The organism is Salinispora fenicalii, assembly GCF_000514815.1.
GTDB lineage: Bacteria > Actinomycetota > Actinomycetes > Mycobacteriales > Micromonosporaceae > Micromonospora > Micromonospora fenicalii.
This window is the reverse complement of sequence record NZ_AZWQ01000021.1, coordinates 16,104-40,715: the sequence shown is the minus strand read 5'-3', so window position 1 is coordinate 40,715 and position 24,612 is coordinate 16,104. Positions and strand designations below refer to the sequence as shown.

The following is a 24,612-nucleotide window of genomic DNA, read 5'->3' as shown; positions in this document are numbered from 1 at the left end:
ACACCACCGGCCAACACCACGAACACTACCCGCGCCGCCGGTCCGCCCGTACGCGGCCGGTACGGTGGCCGCCCGCGGAGCAGCCCCGCAACGGCGTCTTTCGATCAGTCGTCCGCGCCGTACAGCCGCCGACGTACCGACAACAGCTCAACTTCGGGACGGCCGGCGACCAGGCGTTCACACGAGTCGAGCACCTCGCGTACGTGGGCCGCCGTCGCGGCCACCACCGCGACGCCGATCTCCGCCCGCCCGTGCAGGTCGAGCGCCCCCACCTCGGCGGTGGAGACCTCGACGCGGCGCAGCGCCGCCACGATCGGCCGAACGTAAGACCGCTTGGCCTTCAACGACCGGGAGTCGCCCGGCAGCAGCAGGTCGAATACCGCAGTTCCAGTGAACATCGTCCCGGAGACTACGGACGAACCCGAACATGATCAAGGGGTTTACGCATCGTGGCGTAAACCCCTTGATCTGTGTCCCTACCGGATCAGACGCGCGCCTTCTCCCGCATCTCGAAGGTCTCGATCACGTCGCCGACCTGGACGTTGTTGTAACCGCCCAGCGTCAGACCACACTCGAAGCCCTCGCGTACCTCGGTCGCGTCGTCCTTGAACCGCTTGAGCGAGCTGATGGTGAGGTTGTCCGCCACCACCGCGCCGTCGCGCAGCAGCCGAGCCTTGGCGTTGCGCCGGAGCAGGCCCGACCGAACGATGCAGCCGGAGATGTTGCCGACCTTGGACGAACGGAACACCTCGCGGACCTCCGCGGTGCCCAGCTCGACCTCCTCGTACTCCGGCTTGAGCAGGCCCTTGAGCGCCGCCTCGATCTCCTCGATGGCCTGGTAGATGACGGTGTAGTACCGAATCTCCACGCCCTCGCGGTCGGCCATCTCGCGAACCTTGTTGGCGGCCCGCACGTTGAAGCCGATGATCGTGACCGCCTCCGATGAGGCGCTCGCGAGCATGACGTCGCTCTCGGTGATCGCCCCGACGCCCCGGTGGATGATTCGAAGCTGGACCTCCTCGGGGATGTCGAGGTTGAACAGGGCATCCTCGAGCGCTTCCACGGAGCCGGAAACGTCGCCCTTGAGCACCAGGTTGAGCGAGGTCTTCTCGCCCGCCTTGAGCTGCTCCATGAGCGTCTCGAGGGTGGCCCGGCCACGGGAGTTGGCGAACGCCGCCGCCCGCCGTCGTGCCTGCCGCTGCTCGGCGATCTGCCGCACGGTGCGGTCGTCCTCGGCGGCCAGGAACGTGTCGCCCGCCCCGGGTACCGCGGTCAGACCCAGCACCAGCACCGGACGGGCCGGACCCGCCTCGGCGACCTGGTTGCCGTTCTCGTCGAGCATCGCCCGGACCCGGCCGTGCGCCCCGCCGGCGACGATCGAGTCGCCCGCCCGCAGGGTGCCCTTCTGCACCAGCACCGTCGCCACCGCGCCCCGGCCCTTGTCCAGGTGCGCCTCGATCGCCACACCCTGCGCCGGGCCGTCCGTCGGAGCGGTCAGCTCCAGCGACGCGTCCGCGGTCAGCAGGACCGCCTCAAGCAGGCTGTCGATCCCGGTGCCCGGCTTGGCCGCCACGTTGACGAACATGGTGTCGCCGCCGTACTCCTCGGCGACCAGTCCGTACTCGGTCAGCTGCTGGCGGACCTTGTCCGGGTTGGCATCCGGCTTGTCGACCTTGTTGACCGCCACCACGATCGGCACGTCGGCCGCCTTGGCGTGGTTCAACGCCTCAATCGTCTGCGGCATCACCCCGTCGTCGGCCGCGACGACCAGGATCACGATGTCGGTGACCTGGGCGCCACGGGCACGCATGGCGGTGAATGCCTCGTGACCGGGGGTGTCGATGAAGGTGATCGCCCGGTCCTGGTCCTCGTGTGGGACGTGGACCTGGTAGGCACCGATGTGCTGGGTGATGCCACCCGCCTCGCCGGCCACCACGTTCGCCTTCCGGATCGCGTCCAGAAGCTTCGTCTTACCGTGGTCGACGTGACCCATGACGGTCACCACCGGCGGCCGGCTGACCAGACGGTCCTCCGCCACCTCGGCGTCCAGGTCGATGTTGAACTGCGCGAGCAGCTCGCGGTCCTCGTCCTCCGGGCTGACGATCTGGACGGCGAAGCCCAGGTGCTCACCCAAGAGCAGCAGGGTGTCGTCGGAGCAGGACTGAGTCGCGGTCACCATCTCGCCCAGGTTGAACATCTCCTGGACCAGCGAGCCCGGGTTGGCGTTGATCTTGTCGGCGAAGTCCGACAACGAGGCGCCTCGGGACAACCGGACGGTCTGACCCTGCCCCCGGGGCGCACCCGAGGACATGGTCGGAGCCGACAGGTTGTCGAACTCCTGTCTGCGCTGCTTCTTCGACTTGCGACCGCGGGTCGGCCGGCCACCGGGACGCCCGAAGGCACCCGCGGCACCGCCGCCGCGACCACGGCCACCGCCACCGGGACGACCGCCACCGGGGCCACCGCGGAAGCCACCGCCACCGCCACCGGGGCCGCTGCGGAAACCGCCACCGCCGCCACCGCCACCGGGGCCGCTGCGGAAACCGCCACCGCCGCCACCGCCACCGGGGCCGCTGCGGTAACCACCACCGCCACCGCCGGGGCGGCCGGCGCCGCCGCCGGGGCGACCGGAACCGGGACCACCGGGGCGGCCTGGACGCTGGCTCGGCATGGAAGCCGGGCTCGGCCGCGGCGGCATGGAAGCCGGGCTCGGCCGCGGCGGCATGGAAGCCGGGCTCGGCCGCGGACCACCCGGACCGGCGGCCGGGGGACGCTGCTGGCCGCCCTGGATGCCGAACGGGTTGTTACCGGCGCCACGCGCCGGCGGACGACCGCCGGACCGGGGCCCGGGGCCCGGGGTGGGCCCACCGGAACGTCCGGCAGCCGGAGAGCCGGGCCGGGGCGGCATCGTGCCAGGGCCGGGGCGGGGACCCGGGCGGGGACCACCCTCGGTGGGCGGCTCCCGCCGGACGTTCTCCCGCTGCTGCTGCCGGGCAGCCTGCGCGGCCTTGACCGCGGCCTCCTGCTCGGCCTTCAGCGCGGCGGCACGCGCCTCGGCGGCCGCCACCTCGATGTCGTGGGCGCTCGCCGGCTTGGCAGCCGGTGTCGCGGACTGCGGCGGACCCGGAACCGGACCCTTGGGTTTCGGGCCAGGCGTCGGGGCACCCGGCCGCCGAGGCGGCATGGGCTTGGCCGTGACGCGGGGTCCGCCCGAGGGCGGAGCCGGGGTTGGGGTCCGGGGAGGGGTCGGGGTCGGGGCTGGGGTTGGGGTCGACGGGGTCGGGGTCGGGGTCGACGGGGTCGCCGCCGGCGGAGCCGCCGGCGCGGGCGAGCCGGCGTTGTTGACGAACGCGTTACGCAGCCGTCGGGCGACCGGCGCCTCGACCGTGCTGGACGCGGACTTCACGAACTCGCCCATCTCCTTGAGCTTGGCGAGAACGGTCTTGCTTTCGACCCCGAGCTCCTTGGCGAGCTCGTGTACGCGGGCCTTTCCTGCCACTGCACTCCTCATTCCGAGGTCGTGCGGGCAGCACCCGCAGCGACCTCACTCGTGCACTTGAAGCCTGGTCATTTCTGCGACTTCATCGTGTGCTCATGTCGGTCGTCCTACCTTGCTAGCGACCCGCGTCCGGTCGGGTTGACCGGACGTCGTGGTTGGCGCATCGATACACTTCGCAAGCTCACCATGGTCAGGGACCTCGGTGAGGCGCAGCGCCCGCCCGAAAGCACGACGCCGCACCGCCTGCGTGAAGCAGGCCGGATCTGGGTGCACGTGCGCCCCCCGACCCGGCAACCTGCGGGCCGGGTCGGGACGAAGGCTGTGACCAGCCCCATCACCCACCGCGACAACCCGCAGCAGTTCCTTGGCTGACGCTCGAGACCGGCAACCCACACAGGTGCGCTCCGGCAGCGCGCGTCGTACCACTAGGAAAGTCTACCCCTAGCCCCCAGAGATCGCGCGGCCCGGCTCCGGGACGTGATCGGCATCGGCGTCGCCCGCCGGGCGAGCCGGCTCGGCGTCGGAGCGAATATCAATCCGCCAACCGGTCAATCGGGCGGCAAGCCGGGCATTCTGACCTTCACGCCCGATAGCCAATGAAAGTTGGAAATCCGGCACTGTCACCCGGGCAGTACGGGAAGCCAAGTCAACCACCTCCACTCGGAGGGCCTTGGCTGGCGAAAGTGCGTTACCGACGAAGGCCGCTGGATCCTCCGACCAGTCAATGATGTCGATCTTCTCCCCGTGCAGCTCGCTCATGACCGCCCGCACCCGCTGACCCATTGGCCCGATGCAGGCGCCCTTGGCGTTCACCCCCGCCGCGGTGGAGTGGACAGCGATCTTCGTACGGTGACCTGCCTCACGGGCGATCGCAGTGATCTCCACCGTGCCATCGGCGATCTCCGGCACCTCGAGGGCGAAGAGCTTCTTCACCAACGCCGGGTGCGAGCGGGACAAGGTCACCTGCGGACCACGTACGCCCTTGGCCACGTGCACCACGACGCAACGCACCCGCTCGCCGTGTGCGTACTGCTCACCGGGAACCTGCTCGGACTGGGGCAGTACCCCCTCCAGCTTGCCCAGGTCCACACTGACGATGCCCTTCTCGGCACGTGCCTCGTGCGCCTGGACCACCCCGGTCACCAGGTCCCCATCACGACCCACGTACTCGCCGAAGTGCACCTCGTCGGTGGCCTCCCGCAGCCGCTGAAGAATCACCTGCTTGGCGGTCATCGCCGCGATCCGACCGAAGTCGTGCGGGGTGTCGTCCCACTCCCGCACCACACCGCCGTCAGGCTCCACCTCCTGGGCGAAGACCAAGGCCGCGCCCGTCTTACGGTCGATCTCCACCCGTGCGTGCGGCTGCGCACCCTCGGTGTGCCGGTACGCCGTCAGCAGCGCGGTCTCAATCGCCGCGAGGATCGTGTCGAACGGGATTTCCCGCTCACGCTCCAGTGCGCGCAGCGCCGCGAGGTCGATGTTCACCTCTCCTCGCCCTCCACATCATCATCGTCGTCGTCGTCGAAATCGCCGACCTCGTCGGCGCCGTCAGCGCCATCCGCCTCGCCCGGGCGGGTGAACTCGACCTGTACCCGCCCGGGGCCCAGGTCGGCGTAGCGCCACTCCGCCCGACCGGCGTCGGTCTCCAACACCACCTGCTCATCGTCCGCCTCGACCACCCGGCCGGTGACCTGGCGGTCGCCGGCGTCCGGCCCACCCCGGACCATGACCCGCACCAGGCGACCGGCGTTGCGCCGCCAGTGCCGGGGAAGGGTGAGCGGGCGGGACACACCCGGTGAGCTGACCTCGAGCTGGTACTCCCCAGCAACGATGTCCCCACGCGCCTCCTCGGCCGCGTCCAAGGCGGCGGAGACCGCCCGCGAGACATCGGCGACGGCGTCCAGGTCGATACCGCCGTCGGCGTCGACAATCAGCTGCACCACGTGGCGCCGGCCGGCCCGGGAAATCGACAGCTCTTCCAGGTCGTATCCGGCCGCAGCGACGACTGGTTCGACGACCTCGTGCAGCCGGGCCCGCCGGCTGGCGAGATCGCCGCCGCGACCGACCCGACCGGTGCTGCGCTGGCCACCCGTGCGCCGCGGTCGCCCCGTCGGCCCGGTGGGCCTGGTGGCCCGGCCACGCTGGCTCATCTAGCGCCCCTATCTGCTGTTGGCGGCGCCCGGTCGGTCGCCATAGCTACACGCCACCGGGGCGGACGCGCCGGTGGTTGCGCAGAGCGTAACGCGCCGCCCGCCAGTCGGATGGGCCGGCGCACCGACTCCGGCGCCCGCGGGGCTGACCAACATAGTGTTGACTTGGGCGGTGATGGGCAAAGTGACGCAGCGAGACATGCTTCCAGACCAAACAAAGGGACATTCCCGGCGAAATGTGCTACGAGTGGGCGGCCTCCTGACCCTCAGCGCCGCCGTGCCGTCACTCACCGGCTGTGACCCGTTCAACCGAGAACCGCCCCCACCCGACCCACTCGCCCCCATGGTGAACGAAGCGCTCGCGCTCAGCGCGGCCTACCGTGACGCCGCCACGACACATCCCACGCTCGCCGGCCGGCTGACGCCGATCACCGACGCGCACGCCGCGCACGCGGCGGAGCTGGCCCGGATCACCAAGGTCGCCCTACCATCGGCCACCCCGACCGCCAGCACCCCCGCCGACTCCGACGCGACGCTCACCGCGCTACGCGAACGCGAGCAGGCGGCCGGCGAGTCGGCCACCCGGGCCTGCCTGGCCGCACCGGCCGAGCGGGCCGCGCTGCTCGCCAGCATCGCCGCCGCCCGCGCCAGCCACCTGGAGGCGCTGCAGTGAACACACCCACCCCCGGCACGAACTCCGCCCACGCCGCGGCGCTGACCGCCGAGTACGCCGCCATCTGGGCCTACGGCCCGATTGGGGTACGCCTGGCCGGTCCCGCCCAAGAGGCGGCCCGCGACGCCGAGGCGGCACACCGACGCCGTCGAGACGACCTCGTGCTGCACCTCACCGACGCTGGCGACAGCCTCCCGGCCGACCAGGCCGGCTACGCCCTGCCGTTCCCCGTCACCGACGAGCCGAGCGCCCTCCGGCTCGCCGTTGAGGTCGAGGAACGTACGGCGAGATTCTGGCAGGCGGCGGTGGCCGCCACCAGCGGCGCCGAGCGGGAACGTGCGCTCGCGGCGCTGGTTGACTGCGCGGTGCGGGCTACCCGCTGGCGACGAACCGCGGGAACCACCCCCCTGACCACGCCCTTCCCCGGAAGGACCGCCTGACCCGTCGGGTGCGGGTCGTTGACCACGGGGCCGGAGCGTCGACCCCGGCCGTAGATCGGCAGAATGCTCTCCATGTCCATTCTGGGTTCCCTCACCCGCCGGGTCGGTCACCACCGCTGGTTCAGCACCGCCGCCCGGCTCCTCGTCCCGGTCGACCGTGCGGTCGGGCGGCTCAGCCGCGGGCGGGTGATCGCCCTCGGGCTTCTCCCGTCGTTGGTCATCACCACGACCGGCCGTCGCTCCGGCAAACCCCGCAGCAACCCCCTGCTGTACGTGCCGGACGGAGACGGCTACGTGGTGGTCGGGTCAAACTGGGGACAAACCCACCAGCCCGCCTGGGCGTTGAACCTGCTCGCCACCCCCGAGGCCGAGGTAGACATCAAGGGACGCCGGTTTCCGGTACGCGCCGACACGCCCGAGGGCGCCGAGCGAGACCGACTCTGGCAGTTGCTGGTGACCGAGTGGCCGGCCTACCAGACCTACGTGCAGCGGGCCGGCGACCGCAAGATCCACATTTTCCGGCTGTCGCCCGTCGCCGAGTAACCGGAACTCCTCCTACAGCCCGCCCTGGATACCGATCAGGGTTCCGATGCCGTAGGTCGCGGCGGCGGCGAGGCCACCCAGCAGCAGCTGACGCAGGCCCGCCGCCCACCAGCGCCGGCTGGTGAACCGGGCGACGATCGCGCCGGCCAGGAAGAGTCCGAGGCCGCCGACACCGAGCGCCAGCCAGAGACTGGTGCTGCCGAGTAGGTAGGGCAGCAGGGGCACCAGGGCGCCGACAGAGAAGCAGACAAACGACGAAATCGCCGCCGCCCACGGGCTCGGCTGGTCGTCCGGGTTGACGCCCAACTCCTCCCGCACGTGCACCCGCAGCGCCTCCTCGGGATTGCGCCGCACCGCCTCCGCGACCTGCGTCGCGAGCTCCCGGGGCAGGCCGCGGGCCACCCAGGTGTCCGCCAGTTCGCGTGCCTCGACCTCGGGATGCCGTTCCAGCTCCCGCCGCTCCTTGGCCACCTCCGCGGCGACCTGTTCGTTAGCCGACCGGACGCTGGTGTATTCCCCCAGCCCCATGGAGATGGCGCCGGCGACCAGGCCGGCAGTGCCGGTGAGGAGCACGGCACGCGCCGACACCCCGCCACCTCCCACCCCCGCGATCAGGGCGATGTTGGTGACCAGTCCGTCCATCGCCCCGAAGACCGCGGGGCGCAGCCAGCCGCCGGAGACGTCCGCATGGTGTGCCTCCCGCAGCGCCGCCGGGGTCTCGGTCATGGCAGGGTCAGGATCTCGTAGCCGTCGTCGGTCACGAGAATCGTGTGCTCGAACTGGGCGGTCCACTTCCGGTCCTTGGTCACCACAGTCCAGCCGTCATCCCACATGTCGTACTGGTAGGTGCCGAGGGTGATCATCGGCTCGATGGTGAAGGTCATGCCCGGCTCCATCACATCGGTGGGCCGAGGACTGTCGTAGTGCGGCACATAGAGCCCGCTGTGGAACGCCTCGCCGATGCCGTGCCCGGTGAAGTCGCGCACCACGCCGTAACCGAAGCGCTTCGCGTACGACTCGATCACCCGACCGATCACGTTGATCTGCCGACCGGGGGCGACCGCCCGGATGCCCCGCATCGTCGCCTTGTGGGTCCGCTCGACCAGCGACCGGACCTCCTCGCTCACCTCACCCACGCAGAAGGTGGCATTGGTGTCGCCGTGCACCCCGTCAAGGAAGGCGGTGACATCAACGTTGATGATGTCGCCGTTCTGGAGCACCGTCGAGTCGGGGATGCCGTGGCAGATCACCTCATTCAGGCTGGTGCAGCAGGACTTGGGGAACCCCCGGTAGCCCAGCGTTGACGGATAGGCGCCGTGGTCACAGAGGAACTCGTGCACCACCTTGTCGATCTCGTCGGTGGAGACCCCCGGCTTGCAGTGCTCGCCCGCGAGCGCAATGGCCTGCGCCGCCAACCGACCGGCGGCCCGCATCCGCTCGATGGTCTCCGGAGTCTGCACGTGTGAGCCACGCCATTGTTTGGGCTCTTTCTTGCCCACGTACTCAGGTCGGGGAATGTGGGCGGACACCTGCCGCCACGGAGAGAGCGTGCCGGGGGTCAACGGCGCACGGACGGTCATGGCGCAAGCCTAGCGCCGCGACCTCGACACCGCTTGACGCCCATCACGCCGCAGCCCCGACACCGCCTAGCGCCCATAGCCCCGGCCACCGCAGCCGAGCACGCACCACCCGAATTGACTTGCCCCACTGCCGGCCCCGGCCGCATCCTGGCTGCAGTGACCAGGCCCGATCCGGACGGGCCAGCGCCGGGCGCTCGGCAACGCCCGGCGGAGCGGTGGCGCGGGATCCAACCTCTCTCTCACGTACGGTGATCCGCCGTACCCCGACGGGTTCCGCGCCGCCGCTCCCCGCGCCCACGGCGCACCGCCGGCCCACGGCGACATGCGCTCGGTTGACGGGGATCACCCGCCGCTCAGGTGCACTCCCCCCGAAGCCGGGCCGTGACCTCGCCCGCCGGTCCCGGCGCACCGAACCAGTAGCCCTGCCCGGTGTCGCACCGCAGTGCCCGCAGCCGCTCGGCCTGCACCCCGGTCTCCACCGCCTCCGCGGTTACCGACAACCCGAGCGCCCGCGCCAGCCGCACCAGGGCGTCCACGATCTGCTCGTCCCGCTGGCCGGCCGCCCGCTCTGTTCCATCCTCGCGCAGCCCTTCCACGAACGGGCCCGCCAACTTCAGCGACCGGATCGGCAACCGGCGCAGATACGCCAGATTCGAGTAGCCGGTGCCGAAGTCATCGATCGCCAGCCCCACCCCCAGCCCGGCGATCCGGTGCAACGCCCGCAGCGGCTCCCCCTCGGTGCCCATCAGAGCGCTCTCGGTCAGCTCCAACTGCAGGAGCTCCGCGGGGAGCCCGCTGTCGGCCAACGCCTCCGCCACCATGTCCACGATGGTGGGATGTTCCACCTGACGCGCGGCGAGGTTGACGCTGACGACCAGGCGAGCCTCCGGAACCTCACGTCGCCAGGCGTCGGCGTCCCGGCACGCCTGGCGCAGCACCCACTCCCCGAGTTGGACGATCAACCCGGTCTCCTCGGCCAGCCCGATGAACCGGGCCGGACTGAGCCGACCCAGCTTGGGATGCTGCCAGCGGACGAGCGCCTCCACGGCCAGCATCGAGCCGTCCTGCAGGGAGACGATCGGCTGGTAGTCCAGCACGAACTCACCCCGCTCCAGGGCCGCCGGTAGCCCGGCGGCCAGCGTGGATCGGGCGATCTCGCGCGCGCTTCGCTCCCGGTCCCAGACCGCCCACCGGCCACGCCCTTCGGCCTTGGCCCAGTACAGCGTGGTGTCGGCCGCCTTCATCAGCTCCGACGGGTCAGTGGAGTGCACCGGGCACTCGACGATGCCGATGCTCGCCGAGACCATGAGCTGGTGGTCACCGATCCGAATCGGTGCGGCGACGGCCGCCAGTGCGGCCTCCGCGACGCTCACCACGTCGTCAAGGGACTCCCCGTCGTCGACCAGGATGACGAACTCGTCGCCCCCCATCCGGGCCACCAGGTGCCCGAACCCGGCGACGCAGTCCGACAACCGGTCGGCGATCACCACGAGTAGTTGGTCACCCAGATCGTGACCAAGGCTGTCGTTGACCGCCTTGAACCCATCCAGATCCAGGAAGCAGACCCCTACCGGGCGGCCAGCACCCGCGTTGTCAAAGACCACCCCGAGGGTTTCGAAGAAGAGAGTCCGGTTGGGCAGGCCGGTAAGCGGGTCGTGCAGTGCCTGAAACCGGAGCCGCTGCTGGAGCTCGTAGCGCTCGGTGATGTCCTCGACCACCGCGACGGTGAACCGGGGACGGCCGTCGTCGTACCGGACCAGCGACACCGCCAGGTCGGTCCAGACGGCCGTGCCGTCCTTGCGGTAGTACTGCTTCTCGACCCGGACCGAGTCCCGCTTGCCCTCGACGACTTCCTGGTACAACTCCCATATCCCGGCGGCGTCGTCGGGGTGGAACAGCGACGACACGTTGCGCTGCCGCAGCTCCTCGATCGTGTAGCCGAGCATGTCGGCGAAGACCTGATTGACGTCGATGATCTGGCCATCGACCAGGCCGATGCCGATCCCGATGGCGGCACCGGAGAAGACCGCGCGGAACCGGGCCTCGCTGTCCCGCAACGCCTGCTCCACCTCGTCCCGCGCCTGCCAGGCCGAGCGGGCGATCCGCTCCTGCTGGGCGAAGGTACGGTCACGCAACGCGACGGCGAATCCGGCTGCCATCGCGCCCTGCAACGCCGCTACCCGGCTCGCCACCTCCTCCTGACCGACCAGGTCGGGCAGCACCCGGGCGAGGAACTGATCACCGAGCGCCCGTACCGACCAGTCGAGCACCCCCGGCTCGGTCAGGTGCGCCTCGGCCAGCGCCTGGCCGACCTGGGCCGCGGGGTGGGACGAGAACGGTTCGGCGCGCAGCGCCTGGGCCAGCCGGACGGTGTGCAGGTGCAACAGCCGCTGGGTCTCCTCGGCGCTGAACGGGACGAAGCCGAGCCGGCGTACGGCGCGGGCCCATTCGGCCGCAAACCCCTGGGCGCCGGCCTGGCTACGGTCGCGCCCTCCGGACTCCAGGACAACGGCCACTGCGATCAGCCGACCGGTTGGCCGTGTCGGGCGACCCCGCCGAAGGCGCCGAACTGCTCCGGATTGTCGTCCACGTCGGAGGCGGAATCCGGCCGCCACAACGGCATGTGAACCACCCCCGGCTCCAGGAGGGTCCAGTCCCCGAAGAAGCCGGTGATCTCGGCACGGGAGCGCAGGGTGATCTCGGTGTCGGTACGCGCCGACAACCGCTGGGCATCAAGCATTTCGCGCGGCTGGTCCTCGAATGTGGAGTGCGAGATCACCAGGTGGCTTCCGGGCGCGGCGGCGGCCCGGAGCGTGGCGAGGAGATCGCCCGGGTGGTCATCGTCGCCGATGAAGTGCACCACCCCGGCGAGCAGAATGCCCAGCGGCCGGTCGAAGTCCAGCAGGTTCAGCGCCCGAGCCTCGGCCAGGATGCGCTCGGGATAGCGCAGGTCGGCGTGGATGACCCCGGTCCGGTCGTTCCCCACCAGCAGTTCCCGGCTGTGCGCCACCGCGACCGGGTCGATGTCGACGTAGACGATCCGGGCGTTCGAGTTGACCGCCTGGGCCACCTCGTGCACGTTGCCGACCGTCGGGATGCCGGAACCGATGTCGAGGAACTGGTCGATGCCGTCGTGCAACAGCACCCGGACCGCGCGGCGGAGAAACTCGCGGCCGGCGCGCATGGTACCGGCGAGATTCGGCGTCATGCTGGCGATCTGCTCGGCGAGCTGCCGATCGATCTCGAAATTGTGGGCCCCGCCGAGAAAGTAGTCATACACCCGGGCCGCGCTCGGGCGAGAAAGGTCGATCTCGGCGGGAAGTCCGTCCTGCTTCTGCACAGTGCTACACCCCAAGTCGTCGCCGCGGTGCGGGAGGGTACCGGTGTCGGGACGCATGCGGACACGCGGAGGCCACCGGCCGACCCGCAGATCGTTTAGATGCAGACAACTGTAGGCGCGCGTCAATCCGGGCGGGAGGGTGCCGGCGGGGGCCACTGATCACCGCACGGACTCCAACAGCTCACCGCACGGACTCCAACAGCAGCGAGATGCCCTGGCCCACCCCGACACACATGGTGGCCAACGCCCGCCGGCCGCCCCGGCGACGCAGCTCCAGGGCAGCGGTCAGCGCCAGCCGGGCCCCACTCGCGCCGAGCGGATGCCCCAACGCGATCGCACCCCCGTTGGGGTTGACATGCTCGGCGTCCTCCGGCAGACCCAGTTCCCGCAGGACCGCCACCGCCTGCGCGGCGAACGCCTCGTTCAGCTCAACCACGTCCAGGTCGCCCACCCCCAGGCCGAGCCGGTCGAGGAGCCGGCGGGTGGCCGGCACCGGGCCGATGCCCATCACCCGCGGCGGCACACCGGCCGCGGCGGAGCCGACGACCCGAGCCAACGGGGTCAGGCCGTACCGTGTCAGTGCTGCCTCGGAGGCCACCAGCAGCGCCACCGCGCCATCGTTGACACCGGAGGAATTGCCGGCGGTGATCGTGCCCCCGGCTCGGAACGGGGTGGGCAGCGCGGCCAGCTTCGCCAGCGACGTCTCCCGCGGATGTTCGTCGACCTCCACCAGCGTGGTCCCCCGCCGGCCGGCCGGGGCCGACACCGGCACGATCTCCTCGGCAAGCCGACCGTCGGCCTGGGCCTTGGCCGCGCGCTGCTGGGAGCGGTACGCGAACTCGTCCTGGGTGACACGCGCGACGCCGTACTCGGCGGCCACGTTCTCCGCGGTCTCCGGCATCGAGTCGATACCCCAACCCTGCTCCAGCAGCGGGTTGACCAGCCGCCAGCCGATGGTGGTGTCGTAGACCTCCGCGTTACGGGAGAACGCGGTCTCGGCCTTGGGCAACACGAACGGCGCCCGGCTCATGCTCTCCACCCCGCCGGCCAGCACCAGGTCGGCCTCGCCGGCAACGATGGAGCGGGCGGCGAGGGCGAGGGCGTCCAGGCCGGAGCCGCAGAGCCGGTTGACCGTGCTGCCGGGCACCTGCTCGGGCAGCCCACCGAGCAGCGCCGCCATCCGGGCTACGTTGCGGTTGTCCTCACCGGCCTGGTTCGCGCAGCCGAGGATCACGTCGTCGGTCCGGGCCCAGTCCACCGTCGGGTACCGGGCGATCAACTCTCGGATCACGTGCGCGGCTAGGTCGTCGGGGCGGACGCCGGCGAGCGCCCCGGCGTACCTCCCGATCGGGGTACGGACACCAGCCACCAGATATGCCACGGTCATCGCGAGTCCTTCGGGGGTGGGAAGGTCGGGGGGTGGAACGGACCCGGATCCCGGGCGACGCTCCGGCGTCAGGATATCGATGCCCGGACCGGCGGGGCCGAACGGTGCGGGTGCCGGCCCGAGCGGCGAAGTCAACAGTGCAGGTGCCGGCCTCGAGCAGCGTCGCTGGTGCAGGTGCCGGCCCGGATCACCCGGGTGGGGAGGGTCACTAGTTCACCGCTCCCCAGACGGCGGAGAGCCGTGTAACGTCGTCCGGCAATGACCAACGTCTGGAATCTCACCGTTCGCTTGTACGTCGACCTTCGACGGCAGGCCAGCGGCGTCTGTCCGGCGCGGCCGCAGCTCTGACGCCGCCCGTACCTTTCGTTCTTCCAGACTTGGACCTTTCATGCGCAAGATCCCTTTCTCCGTGCAGATTCTGCTCGGCCTCGTCCTCGGCGTGGCCCTCGGCTACCTCGCCCGGGCCGCTGAGCTGAGCTGGCTGGCCAGCGGCCTCGATACCGTCGGTGGCCTCTTCGTCCAGCTACTCAAACTCGCCGTGCCACCCCTGGTCTTCACCGCCATCGTGATCAGCGTGGTCAGTCTGCGGGGCGTGGCCAACGCCGCCCGGCTGGCGCTGCGCACCCTGCTCTGGTTCGGTGCCACCGCGCTCATCGCGGTCAGCATCGGCATCGGCCTCGGGCTCCTCACCAACCCCGGCCGCGGGGTCGCCCTGGACACGGCCGACGCCACCGCCCCGACCAGGACCGGCGCCTGGACCGACTTCCTCACCGGCATCGTCCCGACCAACCCGGTCGGCGCCTTCGTCGAGGGCAACGTCCTCCAGATCGTCTTCCTCGCCCTCGTCATCGGCGCAGCGGCCCTGCTGGTCGGCCCACCCGCCGAGCCGTTCGTCGCACTCAACCGGGCCCTACTGGAGATCGTCCAGAAGGCGCTGTGGTGGGTGATCCGGCTCGCCCCGATCGGGACCCTGGGCCTGATCGGCAAGGCCGTCGCCACCTACGGCTGGGACCTGCTGGCCCCGCTGGCCCGCTTCACCACCGCCGTCTACGTCGGCTGCGCGATCGTGCTCTTCGTGGTCTACCCGCTGCTACTGCTCGGCGCCGGCCGACTCAACCCGCTGCGCTTCTTCGCCGGCGCCGGCCCGGCGATCCAGCTGGCCTTCGTCTCCCGCTCCTCGGTCGGCACCATGCCGGTGACCCAGCGCGCGGTCGAGCGGCTGGGAGTCCCCCGCGAGTACGCCTCGTTCGCGGTCCCGTTCGGCGCCACCACGAAGATGGACGGCTGCGCGGCGATCTACCCGGCCCTGGCCGCGATCTTCGTGGCGCAGGTCTTCGGGGTAGAGCTGGGCATCACCGACTACCTGCTGATCGCCTTCGTCTCCGTGGTCGGCTCGGCGGCGACCGCCGGCCTCACCGGCGCGATCGTCATGCTCACGCTGACGCTGAGCACGCTCGGCCTGCCGCTGGCCGGCGCGGGCCTGCTGCTGGCCATCGACCCCATCCTGGACATGGCCCGCACCGCGACCAACGTCGCCGGGCAGGCCCTCGTACCGACGATCGTGGCAGCCCGGGAGGGCACCCTCGACCGGACCGCGTACGACTCGGCCGGTCAGCGGAGCCTGGTTGACGAGGACCCGGTCGAGCACGATTCCCGGCCCGGCCAGCGCCCGGAGCCGGCTCCGGCCCTGGCCTGAGCGGATCCCCACCCGGCCCCGCCCCGATGCTGGGGCGGGGCCGGCATCGTTCCCGACCGACCCGGCCGACCCGACCGACCCGGCCGCTTCGGCCGGTATAGGTCCCGACCGACTCGGCCGGCACCCCGCGCCCAGCACCCGGGCCTTTCCTGTCAGCCGGCCAGGTGGGACCACTGGGCCGCCAGCTCACACCAGCGGCCCTGGGCGGCCACCCGGCCATCCTCCAGCACCAGGACATGGTCGGCACGGAGCAGCGCCGCCCGTTTCGAGGTCGACCCCAGCACGGTGACCCCGTGCCGTCGCAGCGCCGCCCAGAGCGCCAGCTCCGTGGTGACATCCAACGCGGAGGAGACGTCGTCGGCGACCAGCAGCTCGCTCCCCGGGGCGAGTGCACGGGCCAGGGCGAGCCGCTGCAGTTGCCCGCCCGAGAGTCGGGTGCCCTTGTGCCCGATGACCAGCCCGAGACCGGCCCCGGAGGCCGCCAGGTCCGGCTCGAGCTGGGCGGTGGATGCCGCCGCGGCGGCATCCACCGGATAGCCGAGGGTGATGTTGTCGGCGACCGTCCCGGAGAGCACCCGGGGCTGCTGACCGACGTAGCTCACCTGGTGCGGGCGGAGAAACAGCTCCGGCTCGGCCACCGGCACGCCGTTCCACCTCACCCGGCCGGTGTGCGGCACGATCCCGGCGAGGGCCCGCAGCAGCGACGACTTGCCCGACCCGACCGGACCGACCACCAGGACGAGCTGGCCGCGTTCGACCGTCAGATCGACATCGCGGACCGCCACCACCCCGTCCGGGTGGCGGACCCCGAACCCGGCCAACTCGAGCCGACGCAGTGGGTGCCGGGCCGGCGCCAGCGGCGCCGGAGCGGTACCGGCGGCCGGGTCGACCCCCGGCAGCCCCGCCGAGTACGCCGGCGCCCCGGTCATCGCCACCGTCCGCTGGGTCCACACCCGAGCCGACGGCACCTGGGAGAGCAGCGACGCCGCGGTCCAGGCGATCCAGCGCGCCGCGACGAGGGTGGAGACGGCGACCAGGGTCGCGCCGGCCGACAGAACACCGGCCAGGAACAGCGCCCACGCGCCGATCGGTAACAGCCCGCTGACCACCGATGGCGTGGAGCGGGACCACACCTGGATGGTGATCTCCCGCCGCTGACGCTCGCTGCGGATCGCATCCAGGTCGGCGAGGTGGTCGAGCACCGGCCCAGTCGCGCCGGCCAGCTTCACCGTCCGCGCGGCGGAGAGCCCGGAGACCAGCGCGGTCGCGTACGCGGCCCGCGCCGTCACCGTCGCCCGTGCGCTGCGCTCCAGAGCCGGGCCGAACAGGATGGCCACCAGCGCGGACACCACCATCGTCCCGAGGAAGAAGAGCCCGGGTACGACGCTGCCGGAGATCACGGTCATCGCCACCAGCAGGGCCAGGCCGAAGAACTGGTCCACCACGTTGTCGGCGAGCTCCACAACCCGTTCGGTGTCACCGCCCTGGGCGACCACCTCGGCGGGGGTGTAGCCGCTGACCCGCCGGGGCCCGGTCTGCCCATGCACCAGCCGAAGGTTGATCCGCAGCATCTGCCGCACCCACCAGGTCTGGAACCACAACATCGTGTACCAGTGGAAGGGCAGCGTGACCAGCAGCCCGGCCGCGATGCCGAGCGCCGGCAGCCACGGCTCACCGACGCCGTCGACCACGTCCGCCCAGAGCCACGGCAGCACCGGGCCATCCAGGCCGACCAACACCAGCACCATGAAGGGCGCCATGGCCGCCAGCCCGTACCGTGGGTCGTTGCGGAGCAGCCGCCAGAGCTCCCGCAGCGTCCGACCAAGGGACGCCACCGCCGGTGAGGCGTCCGTAGCCGGCGGCCGGCGCTCCTCGCCTGGCGGCGAGACATCCACGGCTGATGACGAGAGATCCAGAGTGGGTGCTGCTGTGCGTGGCGCGGCTCCCGCTGGTGAGAGGTCCGCGGGAAGCGGCGAGGTGGGCTTCGCCGGGGCGACGACCGGGCCGAGTTCGGGCCCGGCATCCGGCTTCGGGCCGTCCAGCAACCCAATCCCAGCGCCGACGCCGCTGGTGGGGCTAGGGCCACCGCTGCCAACCTGGACGGGCGCGTGGACACTGGTGCTGACGGGGACGACGGCCGAGATGCCGGCGTCGCGGGTGCCGGCGTCGCTGGTAGCGGCGTCGCTGATGGCCAGCAGCTCAGCGAAACGCCCCGACTCCCGCAGCGGCCCGGCCTCCAACACCGCGCCATCGGCCAGCACCACCACCTCGTCGCAGTGTCGGACCGAGGAGAGCCGGTGCGCGATGACGATGCCGATCCGGTCGCGCAGCAGCCGTTCGGTGGCCGCCTGCACCCGCGCCTCGGTGACCGGGTCGAGCCGGGCGGTCGCCTCGTCCAGGATCACCACGTGCGGGTCCCGCACCAGAATCCGGGCGAACGCGACCAGTTGCTCCTGACCGGCCGAGAGGACGTGCCCACCCTCGCCGAGCCGGGTCCGCAGCCCGTCGGGGAGTTCGGCGGCCCAGCCGTCGAGGCCCAGTTCGCGCAGGGCATCGGCGGCGGCGTCGAGCAAGCCCGGGTCGAAGAGGGCGATGTTCTCCGCGAGGGTGCCGGCCAGAATCTCGGTACGCTGCGGCACCACCGCCACCCATTGGCGCAGCTTCTCGACATCGATGTCGCGCAGATCATGGCCGCCAAGCAGGACTGTCCCGGCCGGCACGTCAACCGCCCGGGTGAGCACCTTCGCCAGCGTGGACTTACCCGAACCGGTCCGGCCGACCAGGGCGTACGAACGACCACGGGTGAAGGTGAGGTGGATGTCGCGCAGGGCCGGCCCACGGCTGCCTTCGGCCGCCGGATACCGGAAGGTCAGACCGCGCACCGTCAGATCGCCGTCCACCGGGACCAGCCCGCCCACCGGCTCCTGCGGGGAACCCGCCAGCAGCCGTACGCGGCCCCAGGCACCGAGTGCGTACTGGATCTCCGGCACCAGCCGGCTGACGTGCTCGACGGTCGCGCCGTAAGCGATGGCGAGCAGCCACACGGCGGTCAGCCGGGCGCCGTCCACCCGACCGCTGGTCAGCGCCCACGCTCCCGCGAGCACCACCGCGGCGATCCCGACGCTGGTGACGCCGACCGCGGTGGTGGTGACCCGGGCCGACATCCGCCACACCGGCATCCCCCGGGCGAGCACGGCCGCCGCCCGGGTGGCCCAGAGCCGCAGCACGTACGGCTGGGCGAGGCTGGTCCGCACGTCATCCTGGCCGTGGACGGCCTCCTCCATCACCGCGGCCAGGTCGGACCAGGCCGCTTCCTCGGCCATTCGGCCGGGAACAATGCGCGCGGTGGGCCGGCGTAGGCCGACGGCCAGGACGCCGGCGAGCAGCAGCATGGTCAGCCCGGCCGGCCACCAGACGCCCAGTGCGACGACTGCGGAGAGCAGGCCCGCGGTCAGCATCTGGGCGATGCGGATGCCTTGCGCTCGGATTCCGGCGGCAACCTGGTAGACGTCGCCGTCGATCCGGTCTAGCAGCTCGCCGACCGGGGTCGCCTCCAAGGTGGGCAGGTCCTGCCCGAAGGCGACCCGGCAGAGCCGGCGCCGGACGGCGGCGGACCAGTCGGCCGTCACCCCCGCCAGCACCAGATTGACCACGAGAGCGCTGACGACGGCGGCGACCAGCGCCACCGCGAGCAGGGCGAAGGCACCGACGGAGCGGTGCACCAGAACCGGCCCGGCCAACGCGGCGGCAGCGGCCTGACCGCCGGCGCCGAGCAGGACCAGGATGCCCACGATCGTCATGCGGCGGGGCGCGGTGGCCCACAGGTCACGGAGCAGGCGCACGGGAAAACCTAACGACGAGCGGCGCTGGAACGCCCAGCCTCGCCCGGTGGGCACCCGTCTCTCAACGCATTTTGACCCTGCCGAACCGGGCGCACCCGTCGGGACGCCAGCCAAGCTGACTGCGAGTCCCGGATCGGCAGCGGATCACGTTGCGCGTTGTCTGGGGCCCTTCAGCGCACAATTCACTGGCGTCCGATTAATGCCCGCTTGCGGTGTGACCGGGGACATCGTGGGGGCGGAATCCCGGCGGCCGTCGGGGCGTTACACCCTGCGTACGACCGAGCAGGTGCCCCGCCGATGGCGGATGCCAGCCGGGTCAGCCCCCCGGGAATGGTGGTGGGCGGCCGGTCGTTACATCTGGACCCGGCGCCGTATGTGTGTGCCTCCCTGGTGAGGGCCGCGGTAGCCGACCCCCTCTTCTCTTCTTGTTCTTTTGAGCGCCGGACGGTGCTTGCACCCCTTTGCCGCCCGAACCCCCCTTCGGGCGTGCGTGACGGGTGTCGACCCCCGAATGGAGCANCCCCTGATGAACACGATTCTGCGTCGTAGTGTGCTTGGTATTGCTGGTCTGGCCCTGTCCACCGGTGTCGTCGCCGGCCCCCTGGCCACCCTCACCGACACCACCCCCACCCCCNCCCCGGCCGCCGCAGCCGTTCAGGTCGCGAAGCCGGACATGGACACGCTGATCCCGCACGGCACCCAGGGCAAGCAGTCGCGTATCGACCTGGGTGACGAGCAGACCGGCAATGTGAAGGCCATCATCGAGGCCACGAAGAACGCCGACATGGACGAGCGCGCCGCGGTCGTGGCGATCGCTACCAGTTTGCAGGAGTCGAAGCTGGAGAACCTGGGACACCTGGGTGACCGCAACGACCACGACTCGCAGGGCCTGTTCCAGCAGCGCCCGTCATCCGGCTGGGGCACGGTGGAACAGATCACCGACCCCGCCTACTCCACCACCGCGTTCCTGGACGGGCTGAAGCAGGTCGAGGGCTGGCAGGACATGCCCCTGACCGAGGCCGCCCAGACGGTACAGGTGTCGGCCTACCCGTTCCACTACGCCCAGTGGGAGACCCAGGCCGCCGACCTCGTCGCCGAGCACTGGACCAGCTGACCCCACCCACACCACCAGGCACAAACAAACCCCCACCCACAGACCTAACCCACACAAGGGGGAAAGAAGCTGTTGGCCGGCACCCGAACCAGGGTGCCGGCCAACAGTCGTCTCCGGGACGGCCTGGACATCTAGCTACTGCCCTCTGCGCCCATCGATGCACTCGCGAAGAAGGTCGGCATGGCCCAGGTGGCGGGCGTACTCCTCGATCAGGTGGACCAGGACTTCACGTAGCTCCACATCGTCTGCTCCCCGGGCGTCCAGCTCCATTCGCGCCACGAACTCGTCGGCGGCATCGCACTGCCGTTGCCACTCCTGGAATGCCGCCTCGACGTCGGAGTCCGTGGGCATCGGAAAGGTGAACTCTTCGCTGTGCACTCCGTTGGGGCGGAAGGGGCGCGGACCGCGGTCGCCCTGCATCACCCGCTGGAACCACCCGTGCTCGACCGCGGCCAGGTGCCGGACGAGCCCCAGCAGCGTCAGCTCCGACGGAGGTACCACGGGGTTCGCAAGCTGCTCTGGTGTCAGCCCCGCGCACTTGAGCCGCAACGTCTGCCGCTGAAAGCTCAGGTAGCGGAGGAGCACGTCTCGCTCGCCGTGGGCGGTGTCCTGGTCCCGTGGGTCCTGCGCAGGCGGGACGAACATGTTTTGCCAGCCGAAGCCCTTGCCCTCCCACTGATCACCCATGAATGGAGTCTGCTCGACTGGCCAGTGGCCGGGCAACAGCGCCCGCAGGCCTGCCCGGGATGGCCAGCCCCGAGATGCCGAGCGCCCGCTTTCGGCTCGGCATGATCGCGGGCACCACCTGGGTCACCGTCCGGAGGTGACGCGCTCGATGAGGGTCGCGACTCCGGGCCCGGTGAGCTCGTCGGGTATAACCGGCCGACCGGAGACCGCGAGCAGGAGGGAGAGAGCCGAACCCCGTACCTCGGGCCCGACTCCACTGTCGACGGCAGCGTCCGAGCTGACCAACCGCAGCCCACTCACACGCTCCTTGCCGCCGCCCAGCTTCACCGTCGTCCGTAGTTGGAAGGTCAGCGCCGCCGCCACCTGCTCGACCGGGTATTCACCGCGAAGCCCCACTGCCCGTCGGATGTCCTCACCATGGACGAATGCCTCGACGAGGCGGGTGACGATCGCGGCCGGTGGGGTGCTGGTGTGGGTCACGACCGCACGGAGGGCGGCGAGGGTGTCCACCGGGTCCTCGCACCGTTCGCGGGCGAGACCCACCTCGTTCTGACGGTCGAAGTCGAAGCGGGCGGTGACCATGTCTCGGACGAAGCTGAGCCGCGTCGTCTTCGCGGTGTCGACCAGGTGGGCCACGACGTCGTGGACATCCCATCCGGGGCAGGCGGTCGGAGCAGCCCACTGCTCGGTCCCCAGGGTCTCCAGGCTGCGCACGAGAGCCGCGCGCTCGTGGTGAACGACAGTCCACACCGCGGCGTGCCGACTATTCATGCCGCCACCCAAGCAGCAGGGACTGACACTGCGGGCTCGCCGGGGGTGTCAACGCTCCACGGTCACCTGCTCGCCGATGGCCACGACCTGATCCGCGGTCATGAAGAGCGGCGCCTGCAGGTTGAACACCGAGCCGTCCGGCAGCGGGACCTGGAGGAACCAGATCTCGTCGGCCCGGACGAGGTGGGCCTCCCGGCCGTCGACCTGGACCGTACTCACCTCCTGGGCCCCCATGATGTTGCCCAGAAGGTCCGGCTGGGGCCGCTCAGCCAAATGCACGTTCATCGTGGCGTCCGAGTTCTCGTCCTTCAGGGTGAGAATCCGGTCGTCCTTGAAGGCGAACACTTCCCAGCCCACCGGCGCGAGGCGGACCTGCAACGGCACCTCCTGTGGCCGCTCGACGACCGTGTCCGCGAGGGCCAGGACAGCCGCCTCGGTGCTAAACCGGCCTCGGCCCGTGACCTGCGCCCACTGGCCCGGCTCCCACTCCCACATCACTGACACATGGGTGGGCCCATTCTGCGAACGGTCCTCCCACAACTCGCCGCGTTGGCCGTGCACGCTCACCGGTCTGGTGGTCTCGCGGGGATCGGGGCGCCGGTCATAAACAATCAAGTTCACACCGCTCTCCCCATCCGTCGCCCTGTACCCGGCGAGGAAGCGACCGTCCAAATCAAAAAACGGAGCCGTCAGACCAGCCGGCACCGGATCGAGGGCGAGCGGGAAGACCGGCATCTGGAACGCGACGAGGGTGACAGCGGTCGGCGTACGGTCCCGCGACTGCTCGGCGGATATCACACCACCGACCACCACCGAGAAGACGAAGAGCGCACTGGCCGCGATGACAGTCATGGCCAGTACCCGGGCCCGCCGGAAGCCGTGCTGGCGGTGCAGTCCCGCCCACCGCTGCCGGGGTTCGCCGGACGCGTCGGCGATCTCGGTCAACAGACGGTGGCGGGCGGAGTTCAGCACGCTCTCGGTGGCGGGTGCCGAATCGGGACCATGTTCCTGCAGCAGAGCGATCTCGTTCATGCGCGTTCCTCGCTGGTGATCGTGATGCTGAGGGCCGCACGGGTCACCCGTCGCGCCCGGTTGAGGCGGGAGCGAACGGTGCCGACGGGGATGTCCAGCACCGCCGCGATCTCGTTGTACGACAGCTCCGCCCACGCGGACAGGAGCAGGACGTCGCGGTCGCCCCGCTTGAGCACGGCCAGCGCGGCGGCCAGGTCCCGGCGCAGGGACTGGGCGTCCAGCCGCCCGAGCGCATCGTCGGTGGCGTACGCCTCGCCGCCGGGATCCACTGGGACCCGGGCCAGGGCCCGGTACCGCCGCTTCTCCTGACGCGCGTGTCGGCGCAGCACGTTGGTGGCGATGCCGAACAGCCAGGGACGTACGTTGACGTGCAGCTTCCGGTACGTCGCTCGTCGCCGGAACGCGATCAGGAACGTCTCGGCCAACAGGTCGTCGGCGTCCGATCCGATCCGCCGGGCCAGATACCGGTGTACGGCGCTGGCGTGCCGGTCGAACAGCGGCCCGAACCTCTCCGCTACCAGCAGGGACTGCTGGATCAGCACCTCGTCCGGGGGCTGGTCGACCGGGAGTCCGTCGGCGGGCGACGATCTGCCAGCCGTAGGGCTCCCCGGTTCACGTTGACGGGTTTGCAACCCTGGTTCAGTGGTCACACTTCCTCATGCCCGGTCGCCGTCCTGGGGTTCACGCTGTCTGCGTCTCACTCGCCGCCGGTTGGTGGCGTGCCTCAGGGTCGCCGACGGACACACCGGGGGTGAAGCTCTCGTCAGAGGTGCTGGACCAGCACTTGCATCTCAAGCCGCTGGAGATTGCAAGGTGAGCCGCATGGACATGAACAAGCTGTACCCAATCGGGGATGTCGCCCGGCGGACCGGCCTGAGCATCAGCGCCGTCCGGTACTACGCGGACGTCGGTGTCGTCACGCCCTCCGCCAGTACCGCGGCCGGCCACCGCCTGTACGACGTGTCGGCCATCGCTCGGCTGGAACTGGTCCGGACGCTACGGGAGCTCGGTGCCGGCTTGGGCGAAATCCGGCGGGTGCTGGCCGGTGAGGCGACGTTGCGCGAGTTGGCCGCCACCCACCTGGCCCTGTTGGAGCGACAGGAGGCGGGGCTGCGCAGGCGTCGCGCGGTGCTGTCGACGATCCTCAAACAGGACTCCACGGCCGAGCAGGTATTGCTGATGCACAAGCTGGTCGGACTGTCGGACGAGGAGCGCCACCAGTTGATAGACGAGTTCTGGACCGAGGTCTGCACCGATTGGGAGCCGCCGGAACGGATGACTGAGTGGTGGCGGGCGGTGCGGCCGGAACTGCCCGACTATCCCGCCACAGCCCAGTTGGAGGCGTGGATCGAGCTGGCCGAGCTGGTCCAGGACAACGAGGCGCGGCAGGCCGTACGCCGTCAGCTGTACGAGGCATGCACCACCGGGGCCGGGCCGCTGATGACCTCGTCGCCGATGCTGGACAGCCTGGAGGCGGCCACGCCGATCAGCCAGGCCGCGATGGACGCGTCGCGAGAGCAGGTGCCACCGGACTCGCCACGGGGGCGGGAGATCGCCGACCAATGGATCGGGTGGTTGACCGGCGTCTTCGCAACGCCAGACAGCCCCGGGTCACCCGACACTCCTGAGTTCCGGATCCAGGCGGCTGACCACATGCTGGCGGGTGCGGAGTGGGACCGCACGCCGCCGCAGCCGGAGGGTCCGTTCGACCGGTACATGGCGTTGGTCACGACCGTGAACAACGCGCCGCAGGAGCAGTTCCCGTGGGAGTGGCTAGCCGCGGCACTGCGCGCATCCGCCCTGCCTCCTCGCTGACGCTTCGCGGCGCAGGGTCGTGCCGGTATTGCGCCGGAGCTGC

General features: G+C 70.8%; 21 protein-coding genes. 6 read left to right on the top strand and 15 right to left on the bottom strand.

Going from position 1 to position 24,612, the window contains the following annotated elements; translation table 11 throughout:
- Positions 1–104: 104 nt before the first annotated feature.
- From B116_RS0111235 to rimP, 5 genes are all read right to left on the bottom strand, one after another.
- Positions 105–398, bottom strand: a complete 294-nt coding sequence (locus B116_RS0111235) for a DUF503 domain-containing protein (RefSeq protein ID WP_018722065.1) — start codon at positions 396–398, stop codon at positions 105–107.
- A gap of 86 nt (positions 399–484) precedes the next feature.
- Positions 485–3,499 carry a translation initiation factor IF-2 gene (gene infB / locus B116_RS0111230; RefSeq protein WP_018722066.1) on the bottom strand — a complete coding sequence of 1,005 codons (3,015 nt, stop codon included), beginning with the start codon at positions 3,497–3,499 and terminating at the stop codon, positions 485–487.
- A 93-nt stretch (positions 3,500–3,592) separates the two neighbouring features.
- Positions 3,593–3,925, bottom strand: coding sequence for a YlxR family protein (locus B116_RS26590; RefSeq protein WP_026321689.1), 333 nt, complete (start codon positions 3,923–3,925; stop codon positions 3,593–3,595).
- A gap of 15 nt (positions 3,926–3,940) precedes the next feature.
- Positions 3,941–4,984: a transcription termination factor NusA gene (gene nusA, locus B116_RS0111220; RefSeq protein ID WP_018722067.1), complete on the bottom strand. Its 1,044-nt coding sequence runs from the start codon at positions 4,982–4,984 to the stop codon at positions 3,941–3,943.
- The gene (gene rimP / locus B116_RS0111215) at positions 4,981–5,649 is read right to left on the bottom strand and encodes a ribosome maturation factor RimP (RefSeq protein ID WP_027660143.1); all 669 of its coding nucleotides are present in this window, start codon (positions 5,647–5,649) and stop codon (positions 4,981–4,983) included. Before rimP ends, nusA begins: the two co-directional genes overlap by 4 nt.
- Positions 5,650–5,887: 238 nt before the next feature.
- Between rimP and B116_RS0111210 the strand changes: the two genes are divergently transcribed.
- The 3 genes from B116_RS0111210 to B116_RS0111200 all read left to right on the top strand — a co-directional run bounded on the left by B116_RS0111210 (position 5,888) and on the right by B116_RS0111200 (position 7,305).
- A complete protein-coding gene (locus tag B116_RS0111210; protein ID WP_033667580.1) occupies positions 5,888–6,322 on the top strand; it encodes a hypothetical protein in 435 nt (144 codons plus the stop codon).
- Positions 6,319–6,762 carry a ferritin-like domain-containing protein gene (locus tag B116_RS0111205; RefSeq protein ID WP_018722070.1) on the top strand — a complete coding sequence of 148 codons (444 nt, stop codon included), beginning with the start codon at positions 6,319–6,321 and terminating at the stop codon, positions 6,760–6,762. Before B116_RS0111210 ends, B116_RS0111205 begins: the two co-directional genes overlap by 4 nt.
- Before the next feature lie 72 nt (positions 6,763–6,834).
- Positions 6,835–7,305, top strand: coding sequence for a nitroreductase family deazaflavin-dependent oxidoreductase (locus B116_RS0111200; protein ID WP_018722071.1), 471 nt, complete (start codon positions 6,835–6,837; stop codon positions 7,303–7,305).
- Positions 7,306–7,317: 12 nt separating this feature from the next.
- Here B116_RS0111200 and B116_RS0111195 read toward each other — a convergent pair whose 3' ends face one another.
- From B116_RS0111195 to pcaF, 5 genes are all read right to left on the bottom strand, one after another.
- Positions 7,318–8,031 (bottom strand): VIT1/CCC1 transporter family protein, encoded by a 714-nt coding sequence (locus tag B116_RS0111195; protein WP_018722072.1) that lies wholly within the window; start codon positions 8,029–8,031, stop codon positions 7,318–7,320.
- On the bottom strand, positions 8,028–8,885 hold the full coding sequence (gene map, locus B116_RS0111190) for a type I methionyl aminopeptidase (protein ID WP_026321691.1): 858 nt from the start codon (positions 8,883–8,885) through the stop codon (positions 8,028–8,030). The genes B116_RS0111195 and map overlap by 4 nt, the downstream gene beginning before the upstream one ends.
- Positions 8,886–9,238: 353 nt before the next feature.
- The gene (locus B116_RS0111185; protein WP_027660141.1) at positions 9,239–11,401 is read right to left on the bottom strand and encodes a putative bifunctional diguanylate cyclase/phosphodiesterase; all 2,163 of its coding nucleotides are present in this window, start codon (positions 11,399–11,401) and stop codon (positions 9,239–9,241) included.
- Between the two features lie 5 nt (positions 11,402–11,406).
- Entirely contained in the window at positions 11,407–12,225 is an 819-nt protein-coding gene (locus B116_RS0111180) for an SAM-dependent methyltransferase (RefSeq protein WP_027660140.1), read from the bottom strand.
- 181 nt (positions 12,226–12,406) lie between these two features.
- Positions 12,407–13,612: a 3-oxoadipyl-CoA thiolase gene (gene pcaF / locus B116_RS0111175; RefSeq protein WP_027660139.1), complete on the bottom strand. Its 1,206-nt coding sequence runs from the start codon at positions 13,610–13,612 to the stop codon at positions 12,407–12,409.
- A 388-nt stretch (positions 13,613–14,000) separates the two neighbouring features.
- Here pcaF and B116_RS0111165 point away from each other — a divergent pair, with 388 nt between their 5' ends.
- Complete coding sequence (locus tag B116_RS0111165) at positions 14,001–15,308, top strand: dicarboxylate/amino acid:cation symporter (protein ID WP_027660138.1); 1,308 nt, start codon at positions 14,001–14,003, stop codon at positions 15,306–15,308.
- Positions 15,309–15,460: 152 nt separating this feature from the next.
- Here the strand turns inward: B116_RS0111165 and B116_RS0111160 are convergent, their stop codons facing one another.
- Positions 15,461–19,150: an ABC transporter ATP-binding protein gene (locus tag B116_RS0111160; protein ID WP_027660137.1), complete on the bottom strand. Its 3,690-nt coding sequence runs from the start codon at positions 19,148–19,150 to the stop codon at positions 15,461–15,463.
- 526 nt (positions 19,151–19,676) lie between these two features.
- On the opposite strand from B116_RS0111160, the gene B116_RS0111155 reads away from it, so the two are divergent.
- Complete coding sequence (locus B116_RS0111155) at positions 19,677–20,264, top strand: hypothetical protein (protein ID WP_027660136.1); 588 nt, start codon at positions 19,677–19,679, stop codon at positions 20,262–20,264.
- Between the two features lie 135 nt (positions 20,265–20,399).
- On the opposite strand, the gene B116_RS0111150 is transcribed toward B116_RS0111155, so the two are convergent.
- From B116_RS0111150 to B116_RS0111135, 4 genes are all read right to left on the bottom strand, one after another.
- Complete coding sequence (locus B116_RS0111150; protein WP_018722081.1) at positions 20,400–20,951, bottom strand: DinB family protein; 552 nt, start codon at positions 20,949–20,951, stop codon at positions 20,400–20,402.
- A 123-nt stretch (positions 20,952–21,074) separates the two neighbouring features.
- Complete coding sequence (locus B116_RS0111145) at positions 21,075–21,722, bottom strand: maleylpyruvate isomerase family mycothiol-dependent enzyme (protein ID WP_027660135.1); 648 nt, start codon at positions 21,720–21,722, stop codon at positions 21,075–21,077.
- A 48-nt stretch (positions 21,723–21,770) separates the two neighbouring features.
- Positions 21,771–22,754 (bottom strand): hypothetical protein, encoded by a 984-nt coding sequence (locus B116_RS0111140; protein ID WP_027660134.1) that lies wholly within the window; start codon positions 22,752–22,754, stop codon positions 21,771–21,773.
- Positions 22,751–23,296, bottom strand: coding sequence for an RNA polymerase sigma factor (locus B116_RS0111135; RefSeq protein ID WP_018722084.1), 546 nt, complete (start codon positions 23,294–23,296; stop codon positions 22,751–22,753). Before B116_RS0111135 ends, B116_RS0111140 begins: the two co-directional genes overlap by 4 nt.
- A 280-nt stretch (positions 23,297–23,576) precedes the next feature.
- Between B116_RS0111135 and B116_RS0111130 the strand changes: the two genes are divergently transcribed.
- On the top strand, positions 23,577–24,569 hold the full coding sequence (locus B116_RS0111130; RefSeq protein ID WP_027660132.1) for a MerR family transcriptional regulator: 993 nt from the start codon (positions 23,577–23,579) through the stop codon (positions 24,567–24,569).
- Positions 24,570–24,612 lie beyond the last annotated feature (43 nt).

Excerpts from the sequence above, each read along its gene's own strand:
- B116_RS0111195 (WP_018722072.1), bottom strand. The coding sequence starts at position 8,031 with ATGACCGAGACCCCGGCGGCGCTGCGGGAGGCACACCATGCGGACGTC.
- B116_RS0111150 (WP_018722081.1), bottom strand. The coding sequence starts at position 20,951 with ATGGGTGATCAGTGGGAGGGCAAGGGCTTCGGCTGGCAAAACATGTTC.
- pcaF (WP_027660139.1), bottom strand. The coding sequence starts at position 13,612 with ATGACCGTGGCATATCTGGTGGCTGGTGTCCGTACCCCGATCGGGAGG.
- B116_RS0111235 (WP_018722065.1), bottom strand. The coding sequence starts at position 398 with ATGTTCACTGGAACTGCGGTATTCGACCTGCTGCTGCCGGGCGACTCC.
- map (WP_026321691.1), bottom strand. The coding sequence starts at position 8,885 with ATGACCGTCCGTGCGCCGTTGACCCCCGGCACGCTCTCTCCGTGGCGG.
- B116_RS0111140 (WP_027660134.1), bottom strand. The coding sequence starts at position 22,754 with ATGAACGAGATCGCTCTGCTGCAGGAACATGGTCCCGATTCGGCACCC.
- B116_RS0111145 (WP_027660135.1), bottom strand. The coding sequence starts at position 21,722 with ATGAATAGTCGGCACGCCGCGGTGTGGACTGTCGTTCACCACGAGCGC.
- rimP (WP_027660143.1), bottom strand. The coding sequence starts at position 5,649 with ATGAGCCAGCGTGGCCGGGCCACCAGGCCCACCGGGCCGACGGGGCGA.
- B116_RS0111165 (WP_027660138.1), top strand. The coding sequence starts at position 14,001 with ATGCGCAAGATCCCTTTCTCCGTGCAGATTCTGCTCGGCCTCGTCCTC.
- B116_RS0111200 (WP_018722071.1), top strand. The coding sequence starts at position 6,835 with ATGTCCATTCTGGGTTCCCTCACCCGCCGGGTCGGTCACCACCGCTGG.
- B116_RS0111130 (WP_027660132.1), top strand. The coding sequence starts at position 23,577 with ATGGACATGAACAAGCTGTACCCAATCGGGGATGTCGCCCGGCGGACC.